Origin of the sequence: Methanobrevibacter arboriphilus JCM 13429 = DSM 1125 (genome assembly GCF_002072215.1) — an archaeon.
GTDB lineage: Archaea > Methanobacteriota > Methanobacteria > Methanobacteriales > Methanobacteriaceae > Methanobinarius > Methanobinarius arboriphilicus.
The window spans coordinates 1-23,559 of record NZ_JXMW01000012.1; the positions used below are offsets into that span (position 1 = coordinate 1).

Sequence of the window (23,559 nt, forward strand, 5' to 3'; positions counted from 1 at the left end):
TTAAATTATTACCTAAAATTATTATCTAAATTATTTTTTAAATTATCTTTTAAATTAAAAATAATTTTTATTTAAAAATAATTTAAAAATAAATTTAAAAATAATTTAAAAATAATTTAAAAATAATTAAAAATAATTAAAATAATTAAAATAATTAAAATAATTAAAATAATTAAAATAATTAAAATAATTAAAATAATTAAAATAATTAAAATAATTAAAATAATTAAAATAATTAAAATAATTAAAATAATTAAAATAATTAAAATAATTAAAATAATTAAAATAATTAAAATAATTAAAATAATTAAAATAATTAAAATAATTAAAATAATTAAAAACAACACTAATAACTATATAAATATAATGTTTTCTAAAAATATTATTGTTTTTTAAATCTTTTCACTCTAAACTCTCCTCTTTTTCTAAAAAAATCTTTTCTAGACATATTACCTCTAAAATGATGTCCTTTAAATGGATGGCCTCTAGAATGGTACATCTTATGAAAAGTATCAAAGTCTCCAAAATCATCAAAATTTTCTCTTTCTTCAATAATTGAATTCAAAGAAGCCTTAGCTAAAGATTTTAATATTTTTTTTAATCCTTCTTCATCTAAATCAGGGAATTCTTTAATGAAATTCTTTAAAAGAATATTATCCCAATTTTCTTCAATTTTTTCAATTTTAGAGGCGATAACTTTTCCTTTATTAGTTAAAAAAACTTCATTTTTTCTTTTATTGTCTTTAGCAACTCTCCTCTCAATTATATCTTTTTCATCAAGTTTTTTAAGAGTTTTAGCTGTTACTGCTCTGCTTAAAAGTAATTTGGATGTTAAATCACTTTGATAAAGTGGTTCATGCATTAACTCTAATATAAAAGGAATTTGACCAGGAGTCACGTCCAAGTAAGCTAATTGATGCATTAAATAATGTTTATATGATTTATGAATAATTTTAACTAGATCACTTATTAAAAATTCATCCATTAAACTTTTATCGACTTTTTCATCTAAATCCATATAATCCCCTTATTTAAAAAATCAAATGACTTTATTAGTTAGTGTTCCAATGCCTTCGATTGTTACTTCAGATATATCTCCCTTATTCATCTGTCCAACACCTGAAGGAGTCCCAGTAGCAATTATATCACCAGCATTTAAAGTCATTATACTTGAAATAAACTCAACAAGATCTTTTGGAGAAAAAATCATGTTTTTAGTATTAGATTCTTGTTTAACTTTATTATTAATATATAAAGATATATTTTGATTCATAGGATCCATTTCTGTTTCAATATAAGGACCAATCGGAGCAAATGTATCAAAACTCTTAGCTCTAGTCCATTGTTCATCTTTTCTTTGAATATCTCTAGCAGTAACATCATTTAATATTGTATAACCACCAATATGATCATCAGCATCATCAAAACTAATATTTTTCCCAGTTTTAGATATTATAATAGCTAATTCTGCTTCATAATCTACCTCAGAGGACATTTCAGGATATATGATATCGTCTAGATGAGCAATTACAGAAGAAGGAGGCTTTAAAAAAATTTTAGGTTCATCAGGTAGTTCCATGCCAAGTTCTTGAGCATGATCTTTATAATTTAAACCAATACAAATAATTTTTGAAGGATTGGTAGGTGGAGCAAAAATAACATCTTCAAGAGAATAGCTATTTAAAATCTGATCTTCAAGATATCCCTCATTTTGCCAATTATTTAAAACAATTTCAAGTGGATCAATCAATGAAACAATCTTTTCACCATCAAAATAACCACTTTTAATATTAGAGGAATCAAAAGAACAATTCATAATATCATTATCATTACAAAGAAAATCATTAACAAAAAATCTTAAAAACTTCATATAATTCCTCATCAGTATTTAATAATGAATAATTTAAATAATCCTTTCTATAGGTACAACTAATATATCTCTAGCACCTGAATTTTTAAGTTTATTTACAAGATCAAAAACTTCTTCCTCATCTACAACAGCTTGAACAGCTACAGTATCCTCCCTATCAGATAAAACCTCTGAAACAGTAGGGCCAGTCATTGAAGGCATTAAATCTTTAATAATTTGTAAATTATCCTTTGAAACATTCATCATTAGTAATTTTTTCCTTTCTGCTTCAATAACACCATTAATACTAATATTAACAGTGCCTATAAGATTTTTCTTTTCATTATTGTTAAAATATTCATCTTTATTAGCAATAAGCTTTATTGAGCTATCTAAAATATTATCAATAATTTTAAGATGATTCATTTTTAAAGTAGTTCCAGTACTAGTTAAATCTGCTATAATATCAGCTATCCCAATGAAAGGAGCTATTTCTGTTGAACCAGTGAGCTCAACAATTTTTGCATTAATTCCATGACTTTTAAGATAAGAGTCAGTTAAATTAGGAAATTCAGTTGCTACAACAATCTCTGATTTAATATCATCAAGAGAATTAATATCAGAATCCTCAGGAGAAGCAAGAACTAAGCTAGTTTGACCAAATTTAAGATCAGTTAAAATTTCAACATCAGAATTGCTTTCTTTGATTAAATCTAAGCCAGTAATTCCCATGTCCACTATACCATCAGCTACAAATTCAGGAATATCAGCTGCACGAGCAAACATTACACTAATATCAGAATTATGAGTGTTTGAAAATAATTTTCTATTAGAAGCATCTTTAAGTCCTAGGCCAGCTTTTTCTAAGATAGCTACTGCAGGATCACTAATTCGCCCTTTAGACGGAATTGCAATTTTAATTTTCATTATTTCTCCTTATTATATCTGTTTTTAGTTATTATGTACTTTTATACAATTTTTATAAAATTATATAAAACCATATGAGTTTATATAACTTTATATAAGTTTATATGGGTTTATGTGAGTTTATGTGAGTTTATGTGAGTTTGTATTAGTCAATATGATTTAGTATGAATTATTATGGTTTTATAATAGATATAATTTATATAATTTTATATTGAATTTTATATTGTTATCTTTATTATTTTATTTTATTTTTTTATATTATTATTTTTTATATTGTTTTTATTTTTATCAATATTATATTAAATATCACGTTATATAAAATAATAGATTAGTATCATAAAATTGCAAATAATAATATAAAAAAATAAAATAAAATAATAAAATAATTACTACATATAAATAAAAACTATTTATTAATATATAACAAGTAAATTTGATAAATGGGTGATACAATGGAAACAAAAAATATTCTAATTAAAAATGCAACAATATTAAATCCAAAATCAGCAGAAAAAGATAACATAGAGTCTTTTAAAGGAGATCTATTAATCGAAAACGATAAAATAGCTGAAATATCTAAAAAAAATGAGGAACTCATAAATTCAAAAGGTGTAGAAAAGATTATTGATGGAAAAAACAAAATATTAATGCCAGGCCTGATTAACACACATACACATATATCTATGAATCTTCTTAGGGGATTAGCTGATGATATGGCTCTTGATGAATGGTTAAACAATCATATATGGCCAACTGAAGCTGGATTAAATGGAGAATATTGCTATGATGGTGCACTTTTAGCAATTACAGAAATGATTAAATCTGGTACAACAACCTTCAATGATATGTATTTTTTCATGGAAGATGTAGCTAAAGCTGTAAATGAATCAGGAATAAGGGGATGTCTTTCTTATGGAATGATTGATTTTGGTGATGAGGAAAAACGTGAAAATGAATTTAAAGAAAACATAAAATTAATAAAAAATTGTAATGATACTGCTGAAGGAAGAATAAAAACATTTTTTGGACCACATGCAACATTTACAGCATCAAAAGAGTTATTAGAAAGAGTAAGATATGAAGCTAATAAATACAATGTTGGAATCCACATACATATGAATGAAACAAAAAAAGAAATTGAAGATGTTAAAGAAGCTACTGGAAAACTTCCATTTGAATATTTAGAAGATATTGGATTTTTAAATAGTGATGTTTTAGCTGCACATGGAGTGTGGTTGTCTAAAGAAGAAATAGAAATTATAAAAAAAAGAGATGTCAAAATATCTCATAATCCTTGTAGTAATATGAAATTAGCCTCAGGAATAGCTCCAGTGCAAGAATTATTATCAAAAAATGTATGTGTAGGGCTTGGAACTGATAGTGTAGCTTCAAATAATAATTTAGATATGTTTGAAGAGATGAAATTTGCTTCACTTCTTCAAAAAGTAAATAATATGAATCCTGAATCTTTAAATTCCAATCAAACAATAAAAATGGCAACAATTAATGGAGCTAATGCTTTAAATCTCGAAAAAGAAGTAGGTTCAATTGAAATTGGTAAAAAAGCAGACTTAATATTAATAGATAATAAATCAGTTAATTTAAATCCAATGAGTGAAAAGATTAGTTCAAATCTTGTTTATGCAGCTAATGGATCTAATGTGAATACAACCATTTGTAATGGTAAAATATTGATGGAAGATAAGAAATTAATAACATTAAATGAAAGTAAAATTATTGAAAAAGCTAATAAATCTATTAAAGAGTTAAAAGAAATAAGAGAAGAATCAAAATAAGTAATAAAAAATTAAAGATATAAGAAAAGATCACTAATTACATCTTTATCTACTTACACATCTTTATCTACTTACACATTTAACACTATTATTCTTATTCATTACAATACTCTTTTTCCATTCTTCTTTTGTATCAGGGAAATCTTCTCTAAAATGAGCTCCACGACTTTCTTTTCTAATTAAAGCTGATTTTACAGTTAATTCAGCAATTTCAATCATGTTAATAACTTCTAAAGCTTCTTGAAGCCCTTTATTATAATGTGTTTCATTATTAACATCCATATCATTTAATTTTTCTTTTAATGTCCTAATATGAGATAAAGCTTCTTTTAAGTCTTTCTCATTTCTGATTATAGCTACTTTATCCCACATTAAATTTTGAAGCTCTTTTTTAATCTCAAATGGTAGAATAGGTCCTTTCTTAAATAGTTTATTTATTCTATCAATTTCATTTTTGATTTCTTCATTGTTAATTCCAAAATCAGAGCTTTTTGCAGCTTTTGATGCTGAAATTCCTGCTCTTTTTCCAAACACTTGAGTATCAGCTAATGCATTTCCACCAAGACGATTAGCTCCATGAACTCCCCCAGCAGCCTCTCCTGCAGCAAATAAATTGCTAACAGTGGACTTACAGTTTTCATCAATTCTAATTCCACCCATAAAATGATGAGCAGTTGGAGCTACTTCCATAGGTTGTTTTCTTATATCAACACCAACATCAAGGAACTGGAAAAGCATTGTTTCAAGTTTTTCCTCAATAACCTCATCATCAAGATGAGTAACATCAAGATAAACTCCCCTATTTTCATTTCCACGCCCACATCTTATTTCATTATAAATAGCTCTTGAAACAACATCACGAGTGGCTAATTCTTTTCTATCATCATAATTACCCATGAAACGCTCATTATTTTTGTTTAAAAGAATTCCTCCTTCACCACGAACAGCTTCTGTAACAAGAATTCCTTTTCTTGAATCAGGATATAACATTCCAGTTGGATGAAATTGAATTTCCTCCATATCAATAAGGTCTGCCCCTACATTGTAAGCTAATGCAAAGCCATCCCCATTTTTTTGAAGTGTATTAGAAGTTACTGGATAAAGCTGACCAGCTCCACCAGTAGCTAAGATTACAGCTTTTGATTGGAAAAAAATGATTTCTGAGTTTTTTAAAGATAATCCCACTGCACCAATAACTTTTTGTTTAGAATCATCGGGTATTAGTGAAGTTATCATAACTTCATCAATTGTAGGAATTTTTTTCTTTATTATCTCCTCTTTTAAAGCCATCATTATCTCATGCCCAGTCCGATCACCTTGAAAACAAGTTCTTCTGAATGTTTGACCTCCAAATGGTCTTTGATTTAGTTCACCCGAATCTTGTCTATCAAAAAGAGCACCATACTCTTCAAGATCGATTAATCTATCTGTAGCTTCATCTACTAATATTCTTGCTAATTTAGAATCATTAAGATAGCTACCACCTTTTATAGTATCCTTAAAATGAATATCCTTAGTATCCTCCTCATCGACAAATGCAAAAGCTGCATTGTAACCTCCTTCAGCCATTCCAGTACAACCGGATCTAAATGAAAGTCCTTTAGAAATTATCAAAGGATTAAGACCATTATTGGAAATTTCGATTGCTGCACGGCATCCAGCACCCCCTGAGCCAATAATAAGAACATCTGATTTAATAATTCTAGTTTCCATAATAGTAATATTTGATATTAATTTTATAAATATTTTTATAAAATTACAATAATTTTATAAGATTATAATACTTTTATAAAGTTATAATGTTTTATAAAATTATGAAAAAGTGTTAAAATGTTTATAGTATATTAAAGATATAAATTATAAAAATATAAAATTAAATAATGGTTAAATTAAGGACATAAATAATAATAGTTAAAATAACTAAATGAATAATAACATTCAAAATAAGAATATAAATAATAATAGTTAAAATAATGACGTAAATAATATTAATCAAATGATATAGGTAATAATAATCAATAGAACTATTTGGATAATAATATAAATATTTTTAATATAAATATTTTTCAATATTATAAAAAAATATTAAATTGAATAAAAATAACTTATTAGAATAAATCATTATTAAATAATCGTATCATGAAGTAATTATATCAGGAGGAACTAGATTGGATAAGAAAAAGATTATAAAATTAGCTAAAAAAGATTTTGAGCGTGCTTGGGTTGAATCTGGAAATTTAGTAAAAAAATCACATCCTGATAAAGAATATCCTAGATTAAAATATGAAATAGGAAAATCACATATCTTAAATGATACAATAGCAATGCTTCGTGAAGCATACCTTAGACTTGGTTTCAGCGAAGCTGTTAATCCTTTATTTATTGATAAAAATGATGTTTACAAACAGTTTGGTCCTGAAGCTCCAGCTGTTCTTGATAGATGTTTCTATTTAGCAGGACTACCTCGTCCAGATATTGGAATAGGTGTAGATAAAATAAATTATATCAAAAAACTTGGAAAAGATATTACTGATGAAAAAATAGCTAAGCTCCAAGAAGTCTTTAGAGGATACAAAAAAGGATATCTTGATGGAGACGATCTTGTATTGAAAGTTTCTGAAGCACTTGAAATAGACAATGAAGAAGGATTGAGTATTCTTGAAAAAGTTTTTCCAGAGATTAAAGATTTAATGCCTATTGCAAGTAACACCACACTTAGATCCCATATGACTTCAGGATGGTTCATATCACTTGAAAAGATGGTTAAAAAATCTAAACCCCCATTAAAAATGTTTTCAATAGATAGATGTTTTAGAAGAGAGCAAAAAGAAGATTCTAGTCATCTTATGACCTATCATTCAGCATCATGTGTTATTGTAGATGATGAAGTGACTCTTGACATGGGGAAAGCTATTTCAGAAGCATTACTTGAGTATTTTGGATTTTCTAAATTTAAATTTGTTCCTGATGAAAAAAAATCTAAATATTATATTCCAGAAACACAGACTGAGGTTTATGGATATCATCCTAAGTTAAATGAATGGGTTGAAATAGCTACCTTTGGACTTTATTCCCCAATAGCTCTTTCAAAATATGGAATTGAAAAAGAAGTGATGAATCTTGGTTTAGGTGTTGAAAGAATAGCTATGGTTTTAAATCAGATGAATGATGTTAGAAACTTAGTATATCCACAATTATATCAAAAATTAGAGCTTAGTGATCGTGATATAGCTACAATGTTAAATTATAATTATTATCCTGTTACAGAAGAAGGGCAATCCCTAATGGAGAGCATTTTAAATGTTTGGACTAATGAAAAAGACTGTAATTCTCCTTGTGAGTTTACAATATTTGAAGGGGAATTTTTAAATAAAGAAATATCAGTTAAAGCTTTTGAAGGGGAAAATAATGCTAAACTTCTTGGTCCTGCTTCAACAAACCATGTTTATATTTATGGTGGAAATATTCTTGGTATTCCAGAAAACATAGAGCTAAGTATTAAAAAAGTTGAGTTAAATCCTCAAGAATATAATGAAAAAGATATTATAAATGAAATACCAGATGATACAAAGATTATTTATGATGCAGTTAAAAATGGTGTTCCAACTAATATACGATATATAGATGCATTAAGTGCAAAAACCGCTTATAAAATTGAAGAAGCAGTCCTTAGTAGATCAGAAGATTTAATATTTAGAAATACAATTGCAAGGGCTTTATCAGATGTTAATCTAAAGCTGGATAATATTGCTATGAATTATATTAATAATGAAAATAAATTAATTGATATTAGAGGACCAATATTTTCTACTATAAAATTAGAAGTTAAATAATAATTAAAAGATTATGATGGTTATTATGGAAATCAAAGGATCAATAGCTACAGGATATGGAAAAGGAGCGTATTTTTTAGGACAAAAATTTTACAAGTCAAAATTCAATGAAAAATGTGGTTTTACACCATACCCCGGAACGCTTAATATAGTTGTTCCTGAAAAGTATTTGGACTCAATAAAAAGAATAAAGTCAAATACTAATAATATTATAAAACCAAGAGAAGGTTTTGGTGGTGTTAGATATATTAAAGCTAAATTAAAAGATCTAAATACCCAAAATACTGTTACTGGAGCTATAGTATTCCCAGATAAAACCACACATGAAGAAAATTATCTAGAATTTATAGCTAAAGAAAATCTTAGAAAAAAATTTAATTTAAAAGACGAAGACGAAGTTAAAATCAGTATTGATGAACAATAAAGTAATAATAAATATTTATTAATGAAAAATTATTAAAATTATAAAAATAATAAAAATTGATTATAAAAAATTCAAAATAATAAAAAATCAATGCATAAATAATTATTAAAAATTATTATAAGAATAATGAAAAATTGATTATAAAAATATAGGAATAATAAAAAATTAATGAATAATAAAAATTATATAGGTTTGAACTAATAGATATAAAAATAATAAATGGTGAAATCATGTTAAAAAAAGCATTAAAAGCATTACAAAATGGTGAATTTGTTCTTATGTATGATGATGAGAAAAGAGAAAGTGAAACTGACATGATTATAGGAGCAGAATTCGTTGGAGCTAAAGAAGTAGCTACCATGAGAAATGATGCTGGAGGTTTGATTTGTTGCTGTATTCATCCAGAATACTGTGATAGTCTTGGATTACCATTTATGACTGATATTATGGATGTAGCTAAAGAAAAATACCCAATTCTTGGAAAACTAACTCCAGATGACATTCCCTATGATGAAAGATCATCATTTTCTGTTTGGGCAAACCACAGGAAAACATTCACTGGAATAACTGATAATGACAGAGCTCTTACAATAAGTAAAATGGCTCAAATGTGTAAAGAAGAAAGATTTGATGATTTTGGAAAAGAATTTAGATCTCCAGGCCATGTATCCTTACTTAGAGGAGCAGATAATCTTTTAAAAAAAAGACAAGGACATACTGAGATAAGCTTAGCTATGGGTGAAATGGCTGGAATAACACCTGTAACCGTTGTTTGTGAAATGATGGACGGCAATACTGGTGAAGCAAGGTCTGTAGCTGATGCAGAAGACTATGCTGAAGAACATGATTTAATATTCATGGATGGAAATATAGTTATAGAAGAATACCTAAAAGATTAAAAAGTATAAAAGACTTTTTTAATCTTAAAATCTTTATTATTATTTAATGTAACATATTAAGAATATTTTTAATTTATATAATCAGTTAAATCTTTATATAAGAATACCCCATTTAAATCATTTAACAAATCACTGAAAAGATTTTCTACAAAATCAAATAGGTTTTCAATATAAATTCTAAAAGAATCAAAAAATGGTTCTAAAACACTTAAAAAACTATTATTTTCAACCTTTTTTTTAAAGATTTGTTCTCCTTAATATCATTATTATTTGTTTTATTATTACTTTTAACACTGAAAATCTTTATTTTAGGATATTTATTCTGTTTGATCGTGCTATTTGGAGTTATATTAATGTTTACAAATATTTTAATAGGATGACATCCAATGCAATAATGCCAACTAATAATTATATTTCCATTTAGTCTATTATAGAGACCTTTAAAATGGACACCAAACATAATATTTTTAGTTAAAACTTTAAAAAATATAGAATTTTTATTACCAGTTACATTTATAAGATAAATTTTAGACTTAATTTTTAAATTTTTTAATATATTTTTATGACCAACAATGTATATTCCTTTTTTAGCTATGATACTACCAAAAGACCCAGCATTTATATTATTAGAATTACCTCGAATTTTAATCCCATAACCACCTGAATTAATAAAATTATTATACAGATTATTATATTCACCATACAAATAAATTCCATAATTCATAGCAGAAATATTATTATTTTTAATATTTACATAATCTGCATTATTAGAAATCCCACATGATATATTTTTAAGCGTGTTTCCATAAATAGTAGAATAAGAACCATAATTAATTATAGAATATCTATTATTATTTAAAATATTATAAAGAATTTTTATTGGATTAAATTCATTATAAATTCCAACAACACAGGATTTTATAATATTTTTCTCAACAATAGCAAATCCATAATTATAAATACCATAATAAGCTTTAAAAATGTTATTATTCATTATAATGCTATTTCCATTAGAATATATGCTATTATAAGCCCCAGAAATATTATTATAGATTATCTTTGCTTTTCCTTCTGTAAATATAAGTATTCCATCCTTACCATTATTAATAAGATTAGATCTTATAATACTCAACTTAGAGGATTTACAACTATATATTGCTCCTTTAACTACAGAATTATAATAAAATCCTGAATACTCAATAGTTAAATTTGAATTATTAATACTATAAACAGCAGCTCCAGTAGTTGCATTATTAGATGTAAAATTAGAATATAATATAGTTAAATTGCCATTATTATTAGTTATTGCACCACCTGACCCTTCATAAACATTATATCCCCCTCCACACATTATAAGAATAGTATAAGAATAGTGTAGAGCAGAATTATTAATGAAAATTGACCTTATTATATTACAATTACCAGAATTATAAATTGCTCCACCATGAGTTGAAGCTAAATTATTTTCAAATTTACAGTCATCAATATTTAATGTACCTTCATTATAAATAGCACCACCAGGACCACCATAAACGAAAATTTCCCTATTACCCCCAATAACCACAGGAATTACAGTAAAAATAGAATAATTGGAAGAATTAGAAGAATTAATAGCCATAGATGGTTTATGATTACCATTTATAAAAGTTATTCCATAAATATTTACAGTAACTCCCTTACTTATATTAAAAAATCTTGTATAGTTTCCACCATCAATCACAGTATCTTCAATATTTTTATCTTTATAATAATATTTAGCTCCATAAATACTCACATTTCGAGAAATAATCAAATTAGTATTACTATCAGAAGCTTTATATTTCCCACCACCAATAATGATAGTATCTCCAAATCCAGAATTACTCTTATTAACAGCAATTTTTAAATTGTTGTAAGGGTTATTACTACTTCCATCACCAACAGAATCATTAGAACCTTCAACATAAATATTAGAAGCACTAACATTACTAACAAATGTTAAACAAATAAAAAAAGCTATGAAAATTAACAGAAACCTTCCAAAACTCATAAAATAAACCTCAATTTTAATATTTCACCATGATTTATTTGTTTTTATTAAAACTATTTCTTGAATAAACAGTATGCAATGCTTTACTCTTTTTCACACCAAAATTATTCTTAGTTATCTTATTACCAGACCCCAACAACTTAATCTGATGATACTTATTCAACTTAATCATATTTCGAGTAATAATATTCTTATTTCCAATCATTTTAACACCATGATCACCATTTTTAGTAATAGTACATCTTTTATATATAATATTCATTATTAAATCTCCAATAACAATTAGCTAAAATAAGGCCCATCTTTATCATGCCTTATTCTTTTTAACCTTATTTTTATATCCATAAACACAGATTCTTTTACTCATTTTTTTACCTAACTTATTATAATAAACAATATTTCGATCACCATTAATCTTCATCCCATGTTCACCACATGAACGAGCAGTATTATATTTAACCTTGTTTCTATCACCATTAACCTTAATACCATGATTTTTATTTTTATTAACTGTGTTTTGAGTTATCGTATTCTTATTTCCAAAAGATTGGATTCCATAATTCTTATTATTACTTGCCCTATTTTTTGAGATTGAATTATTATTTCCATTAAGAATTATACTATTTAGTTTCTATTTAAATTTATTGGAAGTAATTTTATTCTTATTGCCTATTAATTTTAAACCATTAGATTTAGAAGTAATTTTATTAGACTTTATCTTATTATTATGTCCTTCTACTGAAATTCCTTCTTTTTTACTTGAAATTTGATTATTAAATAAAGTATTTTTATCTCCTTTAATCTTAATACCAGTTGTATTAGTACTAAATTTATTGTTTAAAATTTTATTATTATTTCCAGTTGCATAAACACCATAAGAATTGCCTAAATACTTAGAATTGGAAGATATCATGTTATTTGAAACTGTATTCTTCCCTTTATGAAGATATACTCCAATATGACACTTTTTTATATTATTCTTAGTAATATGATTATTCTCTGAATAAACATTAATTCCATAATAAACATTTGAAATATTATTATAGGTAACTTGATTACTTTTAGATCCATCAATAGCTATTCCATAAAATCCTGAAGATGAAATTATATTATAATTAATCTTGTTATTATCTCCATAAATATCTATTCCATTCCCCTTGTTATTGTAAAATAAATTTCGAGTTATTGTATTTCCAATCCCTTGTTCAATGACCAAACCATGTAAATCATTATTTAAAATATTATTATTTGAAATCATATTGTTATATGCTAATAGTAAATAGATTCCACCTTTTTTATTATTTTGTAGATAATTATTTGTAATATTCAAATTTGTTAAATTATCTCCATATAATCCCGCATTATTATTAGTAACATTATTTTCAGCACAAGTTAAACTTTCAGAGTTAAAAAGATAAATCCCTGCTTCTGAATTATTTTTTAAAACATTTCTATATAAGCTACTACTATTAATAGAATTAATATAAATTCCTATAACATCATTGTGTACGGTATTATTATTAATAGCACATTTTTCAATTTTCACTAAATGTAATCCTACTTCTTTATTTTCACTAATAACATTATATTCAACCTGAGAATCTGCAGAATATGTGACTTTAATTCCATTTTTATTCTTCTTTAAAGTATTTCTTGTTATATTTAAACTATCAGAATTACTTGCGGAAATTCCTGTACCAGAATTATTTTCTATGGCATTATTTTTAATATTAGCTCGTTTAGAAGAGTCTAAATGGAAACCTTCTGCACCATTATTTTTAATACTATTTTCTTCTATAACAGTATTATTAGAACTTAAAATAAGGCCACCATATCCTTCATTATTCTCTACAGTATTGTTTTTAATCTTAATATTATTAGAAGAATAAACATAAAATCCATCAGACTTACTATTTTTTATACTATTACCCTCAATAGTAACATTATCCCCATGATTTATAGAAATACAATAATTACTATCATTTTCTAGAGAATTATTAGAAATAATAGAATTATTAACTCTTTGAAATCCAACACCATAAACAGAAGTATTAATCAAATTATTATCAGAAACATTAATATTATTAGATTCGCTTACATAAACACTAAGAGTAGTATTATTCAAATAATTGCCAACAATATTAACATATTCGCAACGATTAACATTAACCCCATAATTTGAATTATAACCACCATTAAAAACATTATCCAGAATATTAACACTCCGAGAATAACCTATCACAACACCATCAATACTTACATTAAAAGTATTATTAACAATGCTCAAATTATTAACATTGTCAGCAATAACACCCATAAAATAATCAACAAAATTAAAACCAACAACAGTAACATCATCAGATAAAACATTAAAAGCATAAGCAAAAGAACACTTGCCTTTAAGCACTACCCCATCATCACAAGTAAAAACAATGCTTTTATAAATATCCAAAACAATACCATCAAAAACACTACCAGAAACATTAGAAAAATGTAACTCTGTAATATTTAATGAATCATTATTAATTAAATTCTGAATATAATCACTATCACAACTACTATCAACACTATAAGACACAGCACTAATAGAAGATATCGAAGCAAACAATAATAGAGCAAATAAGATAATATTAATCATTAAATACCTTCTATCCATAATTTTATCCTCCAAAATTTTTTATTCATACTCATTAAAAACAAAGCAAACATTATCAAACTTTAATCCTCTTTAAAACATTATTCCCTCTAAATTTTGTAGATTTTGGTTTTTTAACAACAGATTTAATAGTATAATTACCAGACTTTGCATAAAGTTTCCATTTAACAGATATGCTCTTTTTAGGTTTTAATTTATTAACTTTCAAAATAGCTATTCTCTTTTTATGATTAAATCTGACTTTAACAGATTTAAAACCGTTACCTTTAATTTTTGGTTTAGAATACTTAACACCCTTAGGAATCTTATAATAAACCTTAAAAGTCGAAGTTCTGTGACCTTTCAACTTAAAATAACTCTTCAAACCAACATTATGCTTTTTAACAGAAAGATTATTATTCTGCTTCAAAAAAGACTTATAAACATAAATTCCACAGCTAGCAGTATTATCGCCACCACCAATTGCATAAATATGTTCACTAGAATGAACTAAAATAGTAATATATCCAAATTCAGTTAATTTATTCTTAAAAGTAGCTATACCTTTAGAATTAGTCATTACAGAACCAATATCAACTCCAGGATATATCAACTTATTAGTAACTTTAGTTAAAAAAAGCCCCATATTTTTAACAGGTTTATTATCTTTCCCAATTAACTTAACTTTGATTTTAGCTACTTTATTATAATAAGCATTGCATACATAAAACTTAAAAGACTTAATAACACTATGACTTGGGGGTTGTTCTGGAATCAGGGGATCATTAGCATTAACCTCTCCCAAAACCAAATTAATAGCTAAAACAATCAGGAAAAATATTAGTATCTTTTTAACTTCATTAATCATTCTAACACCTAAAAATAATTTTAAAATATATCATAAAAAGAAGTATCAAACATTAATTTTTACTAATAAAATTCATACCCCAACAGCTAATAAAGCAGGATCAGTACTATATCCAGTTTTAGCATTAATATAATAATCTCCAGTTTTGAGATTATTAGTTTTATTGTATACTGAGACAACCCAATAATGTTTTTTCCCAATACTAATTAATTTAGAAGTTTTACTTACTTTTTCACCTAAATTAAGATCATTGACTATATCTTTAGTTTTTAAAATAGCTTGTCCTTTTCTTATTAATATCGGTTCTGATTTATTTTGTGATTTATCATTGTTTTTCATATTTTTAGCTTTATTATTATTGCTGTTTACTTTATAATCATTTGTAATATTCTTCGATTTATTAATGTTCTTCGTAGAATTTCCAATATTTTCTTTAACATTATTATCATTAGTGTTTAATATAAAATAAACACTAATAACACCCACAATGAACAAAAATAATACTAATATAATTATTAAATTTTTATTTTTCATCATCATCTTCTCCTTTTTTAGCTAAATTTAACATATTTTTTATCTAGGGCTTGTTCTGGTGGCCAATAATAAGTTATAACATGACTATTTTTATCTAATGACTTATCTGTAAACCATGAAAAAACTTTATTTTTATACGACTTAGGGTTAAAACCTACTGGATTATTATCTGTTGCTTCTCCCTGTAACCATTTATTGTTAACATATGCTTGTACCCAAACATGCCCAGTTGTTTGAGTATGATCCTCATTTACCCATCCAATTTTTCTCTCATATCTAGCTGGAATGCCTATTGAACGAAGCAAAGCAATTGTTAAATGAGAAGAATCAACACAATTACCTTTATGCCATTTCTTTTTCTTTTTGTCATACATCCCACTAGCACCATAAAGTGTTTCACCATAATTACCATACTCAATTTTTTTCTGTACATTTGATAGTATTGCATCTGCTTGGGCTTTTTTAGTATTTTTACCTTTAATCCACTTTTTCGCTAACTTTTTAATAAACGAATCTTTCACATTGCAGCCATATGTTGAAGATAAATAAGGATTTGGAAGATATTTATATTTATAACTAATTTTAACTGTTTTAATCCTTTTAATAAACTTATTTCCATCTTTATAAGTCACATTAGACTGAATAGTATATTTATTAATTTTTTTCTTGTTACCGGGATTTAATTTACTAACAAATTGATATTTAACAGTTTTTTTCGTGTATTTAGTTTTTATTCTAAGTTTCTTATCAGGGAAACTATTGTAAGTTTTACTCATAGAAACTTTAACCCATTTCTTATTCTTATAAACTTCTTTAACACTAACAGGAGGTATATTAATGGTTTTTGCTTGAGGTAAAAATACATTAGATGTTTTTGTTGTAGTTGTTGAAATTTTAGGATTAACAGCTGAAGTAGCATTATTTAAAACAGGTTTAACCATATTTTTACTATCTAAAATGAATTTAATATTTTTAAAAGTAGAAAATGAAGCAAATTCATGAGTATAAGATAAAGTCGCTTTATATGTTATGTTTTTAGAAACTTCTAAAATAAGATTAAAAATGACTAATCCATCTTGATTAGAGAATTCCGTCATTAATTTACCATTAATCTCTAAAATAAATTTTTTGTTTGAAGGATAATTAGAAATAAGTGGTTTTTCATTATTAATAAGTAAATTTCCATTTGTTGTATAAATAACATTAGCTACATTATCGCCATAGAGTAGTTTCCCTTCAATAATTATATTAGATCCTGATTTTGCTGAAATAGGAGCTGAAATATCTATTTCAATAATTTTAGCAATATTATTAATAAAAAAAACACTTGATAGATTTAAAATACCTGAATTATATATTCCACTTCCATAATCTGCATTATTATTAGTAATGCCTCCACCTTTAATAGTTAAAGAATTAGTTGAATAGATAGCCCCAGCATTAGTGGCATTATTACCATCAAACTTAGAAGCAACAATGTTTAAAACACTTCCAGAATATATTACTCCACCATTAGTAGCAGTATTATTTTTAAACTGAGAGTAAGTAATATTTGACTGTCCTTGACCTAAATAAATACTACCTCCATTTTCAGCAGAATTACTAACGAATAAAGAAGAATCAATAGTCACAGAGCCATTAGCATAAATAACCCCACCATTAATTGCTTTATTATTAGTAAAATTAGAATATACAATATTAAGAGTGTTTATAGAGTATATTACCCCACTATCACCACCAGAAATAATATTATCAAAAACAGAACCAGAACCAACTAAAAAACCATTATTAAAGATCACACTTTCATTAGAATTAATATCTTTAAATAATGAATTACTGATTTTTAAAACACCATTATTATAAATAACGCCATTACTATGAATATTTGTGAAATTAGAATTAAATATGTTGAGTTTTCCATTATTATTAATAATATTAGAGTTATTAAAATTTTTAAATACAGAATTATTAATATTTACAATTCCACCATGGACATTAATGAGTTTTCCTTTGATAGTTGAGTTAAAAACAAAATTATCAATATTTACATTAGAATTATTAGTATAAAACAAGAAAGAATCATTTTCAAAAACAATACCCTCAAATACTGGATTTTTAAAACTTAAATCACCACCAATAACATAAAACAAGTTAGCTGTTGAATTAATCTCTTCAAAAATCAAATTAATAATATTCAAATCACTATTAACACTTTCAACAACACGCAAGTTTCCTTTAAGTTTTTTAAATCTACTATTTTCAATATTAAAACTTGAATTATTAGTATATAATAATGTTCCATTAGCTATATCCTGAAAAATAATATCATTAAAATATACTCCCCCATTAACATCATTAACAATGTTAACATCGATTAAAGTAATATTAGAGAATGTAACATTATTAAAATTTGAACTACTATGAGTATTAAAAATAACAGAACCATCAACAACAATATTTTCAAATATACAAGAATTCATATATAAATTACCATTATCAGTAAAAATAAGATTATTATTAGTAGTATCACTAACAAAATTAACCCTATTAAATTTCAACTCACTATTAGTTGAATAAATAAGATTATTAGCTTTCAAATCATTATTTATAAAATTAGAACTTGTTAAAATAAGTTTAGAATTATTTAAATATAAAACCAATCCATTTCTAATAGTTTTAAAAACAGTATTATTGACAGTTAAATTCCCATTAACAACATGAATAAGATCAATATCACTATTATTAAGGCTAATATTTTCAAATAAGCTATTTTCAATAGTTAAATCACTATTATTAACATAAAAAGTACTAATATTATCATTCACGAAATTTAAATTAAAAGCATTAATATTTCCACTATCAACACAAATAATAGAGCTTTTACCAATAATGTTACTAAATTCTGTATTATTAAAAATCAAATCAGTGTTAAAACCATGAATAATACCATTATTAGTTTTAATATCAATAAATAAACTATTATTAAACTTTAAATCACTTTTAAAAGAATTAATCACTTTTCCATCAATAAAACTAAACTTAGTATCATTAAATTCAACATAAGAATTATTTAAGCTAATTAAACCAATATCACTTGTACTATTTATAAAATCACATTTTAATAATTCTAATTTAGAATTAATGCTATTGATAGCTGTTCCGTTAATATTCGTGAAAACTAATTCTTTGAGGGTAACTATTGAGTCAATAATTGTGAAAACATTAATATCTGGATTTTTCTCACCATCTAAAATTATAGCTCCACCACTATAGCTAGACGCTCCAATAATGGTAATATTCTTAGTTACAGTCTGGTTCAAATTATTAAGTGATTTATAAGTAATATTTCCTGCAATGTAAATTGTTCCTTCCTCAACAACTAATTCTAATGCTCTTTGTATTGTTTTTACTGCAACATCCCAATCAGTACCATTATTTAAATCAGATCCTCCTGTTCCATTGACAAATATCATCATATTATTCCAATTATCAACATTAAACATTACAAAACCAAGGCTACCATTAACATTAATGATTTGTAGATTAGTATTAGCTATAAAACTTCCTTGAAGGTCAGATAATTTATCATGATAATAACCATTAAAAGATAAGAAATTAGAAATATCATCAGAATTTGTTGTGCCATCTAAAGCTAATTGATAAGAATATGAACTATCTCCTAAATCCTTAAAAACTACTTTGTAATAATTAAGTGAATTTATACTACCCGTATTATTAATATGGGCACCTAAAGGATTAAAATTATCTCCCCACCAATTAAAAGACAAATTAGATCCATAACCAGTATTATAGACTTGTTTTAAAGTATGATCACTATTATTAAACAATCGAGTATAGCTAACAGTGTTTTCATCTCCTTTAATAAATATTGCTCCTCCTTGATTAGCTATATTATTCATAAATTCTGAAGAAGTAATAATATTATTATCACCTTCTATAAAAATAGCTCCTCCATTAAAAGCTGTATTATTAATAAATTCTGTTCTGTTTATAAGGCTTCCAGTTGAATTAAGATAGATTACTCCATTACCATCAATATTGTTATTTATGAATTTTGAATCAATAATCTCAATGCAACCTTTATTGATTGTATATATTGCTCCTCCATCACCATTAAAATTAATACCAGAAAATATAATATTAGCTATGTATAATAAACCGTTTTCTACAGTAAACACTCTCATATTATCATTTTTTGTGGTGAATATGATATTATTTAGTCCATAGAGGTTTACATCTTTTTTAATGGTTATATTAGTATTATTTTCTCCAGTATAGTTTCCTTTTAGTGCATATATTGTCCCACCACTAATAAGCAGATTTAAAGCATATTTAAAATCTTTGAAAGCTTTATCTGAGCTGGTTCCAATGTTGCTGTTATCACCATTTACAGAATCTATATAGAATGTGCAGTTGAAGAATTTACTAGTGTTTTTATTTGCAGAATAGTAATAATCATCCTCTTCTAAATTAACATTAAATTTTACTGTTCCTGCCTGTGTTACTGTATGAACCCAAACACCATAATTATTAATAAAACTTATTTCCCTTATTTCACCATTAACAGTAACATTAAATACTTGAGTAATATTAGGATTAAGAGAAAAAAGATATAAGTCAATATTAATATTCAAATCATCTCCATAGTTAAAATTCTGAATAATAATATTACTTATATTAAGATAGTACTTAACAACACCCCAAGTACTGATATTATTAGTATTATTGTAATCAACATTATTGGTTCCTTGAATATCAAATAAAACATTAGTTAATAAAGTTATAACATAATCAAAATAACCAATACCATTTCTAAAACTTATTTCTCTTGTTAAAATATTATTGTCAGTCTTATTAGCTGTTTTTAGAGTTATATTTAGTTTTCCTGTGAAATTATATTTTAAATCTATCTTTAAAGTTATATTGTCAGCATAATTAATTTTATCAACCAATATAGTAAAGTTTTTAATTTCTAATTTACCTTTACCAACCAAATACTCAAAAAAGAAAACTCTATTATTTGTAAAAATAGAAAGATTATTATAAACATGCTTTAATAGAAATTTAAATGTCTTATCTTCTTTTACATTTAATAAATCAAGGAATATATCGCTTTGATAGAGTGAAACATTAAAATCAGGCAGAAAGTTTATATTTCCTTTATTTATTGTATTATTCAAGTGAAAAGAATAAAATATTGTGCAATTATCACCAACAACAGTATTAACAGTCTTATTGGAAGTGAAAATTGCAGTATAATAGCTATTTACTTTTAGATTAGTATGATTAGTGTAATTGTTATTTCCCCACCAATTATAATCAAAGTAACCAGTATTAGAACCATTGGAAAAAACAATACTATTACCATTATCTAAAAACAAGGAGTATGAAACATTAAACCCTTTATTATCCTTATTTAAGTATATTGATTGACCAATAATTCCAGTATTATTTTCAAAGACTGATGAGTATAAGTTAAAATTAGTAGTATTTTTTAAGTAAATTCCCACACCATAGGATGCATGATTATTAGAAAATTTAATATTAGATAGGTTGAAATAGCCTCCACCATTGATTGCTAATCCCCCACCAGTATTAGTAGCTGTATTATTTAAGAAGTTTGAGTCTTTTATGGTTAAATTAGAATTATCAGAATAAATAGCTCCACCATTAGCACTATTACCATTAATAAATGTAATATTACTAATTTTCACATCTGCATTGTAAATTTTAAAAATACTAAATTTATTTTCACCATCAAAAACAATACCTTCACTTCCATTAGCACCAATAATATTTACATCTTTATCAATCAAAATATTAGTATTATTCACTCCATTGTAAACTGATGAAGCTATATAAACATACCCACCATCAATCACAAGATTTACTGCTTTTTTCAAACTTTTAAGACTAGATTCCCAGGAACTACCGCTATAAAAGTCATCACCATAAGTATCATTAACAAAAACAACAAGATAACCTAAAAAGTCATCGACACTAACTTTAAATAGCTTGTCACTATTTAAGCTAGTGGTTATTGTTTTTTGTGTATTAGTTTGAAATCGAGTATGATTGGTTCCATTATAATAATCACCATAAAAAACTGGTAAATAATTAGAACCAAGTGAGTTTTCACTATTATTTAGAGTTAAAAAATAATTAAAAGTAGCTAAATTACCCTCTAAACTAATAAATTTAACTTTAACAGTATAATAATCACTTAAAACAACACTACTAGAGTTAGTAACATGGTTAATTAATGGATTATTGTTTTCACCCCACCAATTATAAGATAAATCAATATGAGTGCTTGATCCAGTAATGTAAACATATTTGTTACCTGTATTATTAGCTATATAATTATAATTAGCTGTTATATTTGAAGAACTTGAGTATATTGCTACTCCATTTGTTGCACTGTTATTAACAAGTGATGAAGTGTTTAAAAGCATTGTAATGTTGGATAAATAGATAACTCCACTATTATTTGTTGCCCTGTTATTTGTGAAGTTAGAGTTTTTAATATTTAAGATATTTTTTGAATATATTACTCCACCATTAACAGCATTATTATCTTTAAAACTCGAAGAAGAAATATTCAAATAGCCATTACGTGAAACATTAGATAAATCATTATAGATTGCCCCACCATTATTTGCTGCTGAGTTAGAAGTGAATGTTGAATTTTCTAATCTGACTTTAGAATCGCGAAGATTAATAGCACCACCTGAAGTAGCAATGTTACTTGTAAATTTACAATTACGAATAAGAATATCAGTATTGAGAATTTTTATTGCCCCACCAGTTGATGCACTATTATTTGTGAAATTACAGTTAATTAATTGAGAACCTACACTTTGAATAGCAAAATTAATCGCTCCTCCAGTATCAAGTGCCTGATTATTTTCAAAAACAGAATTTGTAATATTAACATTCCCTGCATGAACATCAACAGCAGCACCTTCAACCCAATCATCATCACCAGCATAAATACCTTTATTTCCCCTAAAAATACAGTTATTTATCCTAGAGTTATCTGCATCTGGAGATAAAAAAACAGCTGTTCCTGATTCGCCTTGATTATTAAGGAAAGTACAATTTTCAATAATTATCTGTCCACCTGCACGAATAGCTGAACCAGCACCAGTTCCTTCAAGAAAACCATTTTTAAAAATAATTCTCCTAAAAGTAACAACCGTATTATTACCAGTCCTCATAATACGACTTTCACTTTTAGCATCAAGTGTAGCATACTGACCAGAAGGACCTTGAATAACAATATTCTTATTAACTAATATCCCAGAACCATCACCGTTATAAGTAGTATTTTGAAGTGTTATTGTCTTACCTGGATCAGTATCAGCAATAGTTTCACGAATATCATCAAAACCAGCACTACTAACAGATGCTAAAGATAATGAAAATAAAGTTATAAAAGAAAATAGAATAAATATACGAACTAACTTATCAACATCACTCATTTCCCGTGTTCCCCTTAAATTCCTAAATTCATCACATCATCTACTATAAAATAACTATCTAATCATCACAACAATCAAAAATAACAATTTATATAAATAGCGAACATTCTTTATGTTATATAAATATTATCCCTCATCATATATAAACATTACAAAAATATTACAAAAATAAAAAAAGTATAAAAAAGTATAAAAAAGTATTATAAAAGTATAAAAAAGTATTATAAAAGTATAAAAAAGTATTATAAAAGTATAAAAAA

The 23,559-nt window shown here is 25.6% G+C and carries 15 protein-coding genes; 4 read left to right on the forward strand and 11 right to left on the reverse strand.

Features of this window, described 5'->3' with window-relative positions; all coding sequences use genetic code 11:
* Positions 1-382: 382 nt before the first annotated feature.
* From MBBAR_RS06595 to hisG, 3 genes are read right to left on the reverse strand one after another with little or no spacing between them, the layout of a single operon-like run.
* On the reverse strand, positions 383-1,018 hold the full coding sequence (locus MBBAR_RS06595) for a MarR family winged helix-turn-helix transcriptional regulator (RefSeq protein WP_080460512.1): 636 nt from the start codon (positions 1,016-1,018) through the stop codon (positions 383-385).
* A 21-nt stretch (positions 1,019-1,039) separates the two neighbouring features.
* Positions 1,040-1,870, reverse strand: a complete 831-nt coding sequence (locus MBBAR_RS06600) for a fumarylacetoacetate hydrolase family protein (protein WP_080460513.1) — start codon at positions 1,868-1,870, stop codon at positions 1,040-1,042.
* A gap of 33 nt (positions 1,871-1,903) precedes the next feature.
* Positions 1,904-2,776, reverse strand: a complete 873-nt coding sequence (gene hisG / locus MBBAR_RS06605) for an ATP phosphoribosyltransferase (protein WP_080460514.1) — start codon at positions 2,774-2,776, stop codon at positions 1,904-1,906.
* 452 nt (positions 2,777-3,228) lie between these two features.
* Between hisG and MBBAR_RS06610 the strand changes: the two genes are divergently transcribed.
* Positions 3,229-4,572, forward strand: a complete 1,344-nt coding sequence (locus MBBAR_RS06610; RefSeq protein ID WP_080460515.1) for an amidohydrolase family protein — start codon at positions 3,229-3,231, stop codon at positions 4,570-4,572.
* A gap of 63 nt (positions 4,573-4,635) precedes the next feature.
* Here MBBAR_RS06610 and tfrA read toward each other — a convergent pair whose 3' ends face one another.
* Positions 4,636-6,285: a fumarate reductase (CoM/CoB) subunit TfrA gene (gene tfrA / locus MBBAR_RS06615; RefSeq protein ID WP_080460516.1), complete on the reverse strand. Its 1,650-nt coding sequence runs from the start codon at positions 6,283-6,285 to the stop codon at positions 4,636-4,638.
* A 455-nt stretch (positions 6,286-6,740) separates the two neighbouring features.
* Here tfrA and sepS point away from each other — a divergent pair, with 455 nt between their 5' ends.
* From sepS to ribB, 3 genes are all read left to right on the forward strand, one after another.
* Entirely contained in the window at positions 6,741-8,405 is a 1,665-nt protein-coding gene (gene sepS / locus MBBAR_RS06620; protein WP_080460517.1) for an O-phosphoserine--tRNA ligase, read from the forward strand.
* Positions 8,406-8,430: 25 nt separating this feature from the next.
* Entirely contained in the window at positions 8,431-8,829 is a 399-nt protein-coding gene (locus tag MBBAR_RS06625; protein WP_080460518.1) for a DUF120 domain-containing protein, read from the forward strand.
* Positions 8,830-9,059: 230 nt separating this feature from the next.
* The gene (gene ribB / locus MBBAR_RS06630) at positions 9,060-9,728 is read left to right on the forward strand and encodes a 3,4-dihydroxy-2-butanone-4-phosphate synthase (protein ID WP_080460519.1); all 669 of its coding nucleotides are present in this window, start codon (positions 9,060-9,062) and stop codon (positions 9,726-9,728) included.
* A gap of 208 nt (positions 9,729-9,936) precedes the next feature.
* Here ribB and MBBAR_RS06635 read toward each other — a convergent pair whose 3' ends face one another.
* The 7 genes from MBBAR_RS06635 to MBBAR_RS06660 form a co-directional block, all read right to left on the reverse strand.
* Positions 9,937-11,757 (reverse strand): hypothetical protein, encoded by a 1,821-nt coding sequence (locus tag MBBAR_RS06635; protein WP_080460520.1) that lies wholly within the window; start codon positions 11,755-11,757, stop codon positions 9,937-9,939.
* 34 nt (positions 11,758-11,791) lie between these two features.
* On the reverse strand, positions 11,792-12,019 hold the full coding sequence (locus MBBAR_RS06640) for a hypothetical protein (RefSeq protein ID WP_080460521.1): 228 nt from the start codon (positions 12,017-12,019) through the stop codon (positions 11,792-11,794).
* Positions 12,020-12,064: 45 nt separating this feature from the next.
* Positions 12,065-12,376, reverse strand: a complete 312-nt coding sequence (locus tag MBBAR_RS10100; protein ID WP_143746154.1) for a right-handed parallel beta-helix repeat-containing protein — start codon at positions 12,374-12,376, stop codon at positions 12,065-12,067.
* Positions 12,377-12,388: 12 nt separating this feature from the next.
* Positions 12,389-14,413, reverse strand: coding sequence for a right-handed parallel beta-helix repeat-containing protein (locus tag MBBAR_RS06645; protein ID WP_080460522.1), 2,025 nt, complete (start codon positions 14,411-14,413; stop codon positions 12,389-12,391).
* A 55-nt stretch (positions 14,414-14,468) separates the two neighbouring features.
* Positions 14,469-15,260 (reverse strand): hypothetical protein, encoded by a 792-nt coding sequence (locus MBBAR_RS06650; protein WP_080460523.1) that lies wholly within the window; start codon positions 15,258-15,260, stop codon positions 14,469-14,471.
* A 72-nt stretch (positions 15,261-15,332) separates the two neighbouring features.
* Positions 15,333-15,797: a hypothetical protein gene (locus MBBAR_RS06655; RefSeq protein ID WP_080460524.1), complete on the reverse strand. Its 465-nt coding sequence runs from the start codon at positions 15,795-15,797 to the stop codon at positions 15,333-15,335.
* Between the two features lie 14 nt (positions 15,798-15,811).
* Positions 15,812-23,299, reverse strand: coding sequence for a transglutaminase-like domain-containing protein (locus MBBAR_RS06660; RefSeq protein WP_080460525.1), 7,488 nt, complete (start codon positions 23,297-23,299; stop codon positions 15,812-15,814).
* Positions 23,300-23,559: the final 260 nt, after the last annotated feature.

Bases quoted from the DNA above. Each gene is read 5' to 3' on its own strand.
- MBBAR_RS06660 (WP_080460525.1), bottom strand. From the start codon at position 23,299: ATGAGTGATGTTGATAAGTTAGTTCGTATATTTATTCTATTTTCTTTT.
- MBBAR_RS06635 (WP_080460520.1), bottom strand. From the start codon at position 11,757: ATGAGTTTTGGAAGGTTTCTGTTAATTTTCATAGCTTTTTTTATTTGT.
- MBBAR_RS06645 (WP_080460522.1), bottom strand. From the start codon at position 14,413: ATGGATAGAAGGTATTTAATGATTAATATTATCTTATTTGCTCTATTA.
- MBBAR_RS06595 (WP_080460512.1), bottom strand. From the start codon at position 1,018: ATGGATTTAGATGAAAAAGTCGATAAAAGTTTAATGGATGAATTTTTA.
- MBBAR_RS06600 (WP_080460513.1), bottom strand. From the start codon at position 1,870: ATGAAGTTTTTAAGATTTTTTGTTAATGATTTTCTTTGTAATGATAAT.
- MBBAR_RS06650 (WP_080460523.1), bottom strand. From the start codon at position 15,260: ATGATTAATGAAGTTAAAAAGATACTAATATTTTTCCTGATTGTTTTA.
- tfrA (WP_080460516.1), bottom strand. From the start codon at position 6,285: ATGGAAACTAGAATTATTAAATCAGATGTTCTTATTATTGGCTCAGGG.
- MBBAR_RS06610 (WP_080460515.1), top strand. From the start codon at position 3,229: ATGGAAACAAAAAATATTCTAATTAAAAATGCAACAATATTAAATCCA.
- MBBAR_RS06625 (WP_080460518.1), top strand. From the start codon at position 8,431: ATGGAAATCAAAGGATCAATAGCTACAGGATATGGAAAAGGAGCGTAT.
- hisG (WP_080460514.1), bottom strand. From the start codon at position 2,776: ATGAAAATTAAAATTGCAATTCCGTCTAAAGGGCGAATTAGTGATCCT.
- MBBAR_RS06655 (WP_080460524.1), bottom strand. From the start codon at position 15,797: ATGATGAAAAATAAAAATTTAATAATTATATTAGTATTATTTTTGTTC.
- ribB (WP_080460519.1), top strand. From the start codon at position 9,060: ATGTTAAAAAAAGCATTAAAAGCATTACAAAATGGTGAATTTGTTCTT.
- MBBAR_RS06640 (WP_080460521.1), bottom strand. From the start codon at position 12,019: ATGAATATTATATATAAAAGATGTACTATTACTAAAAATGGTGATCAT.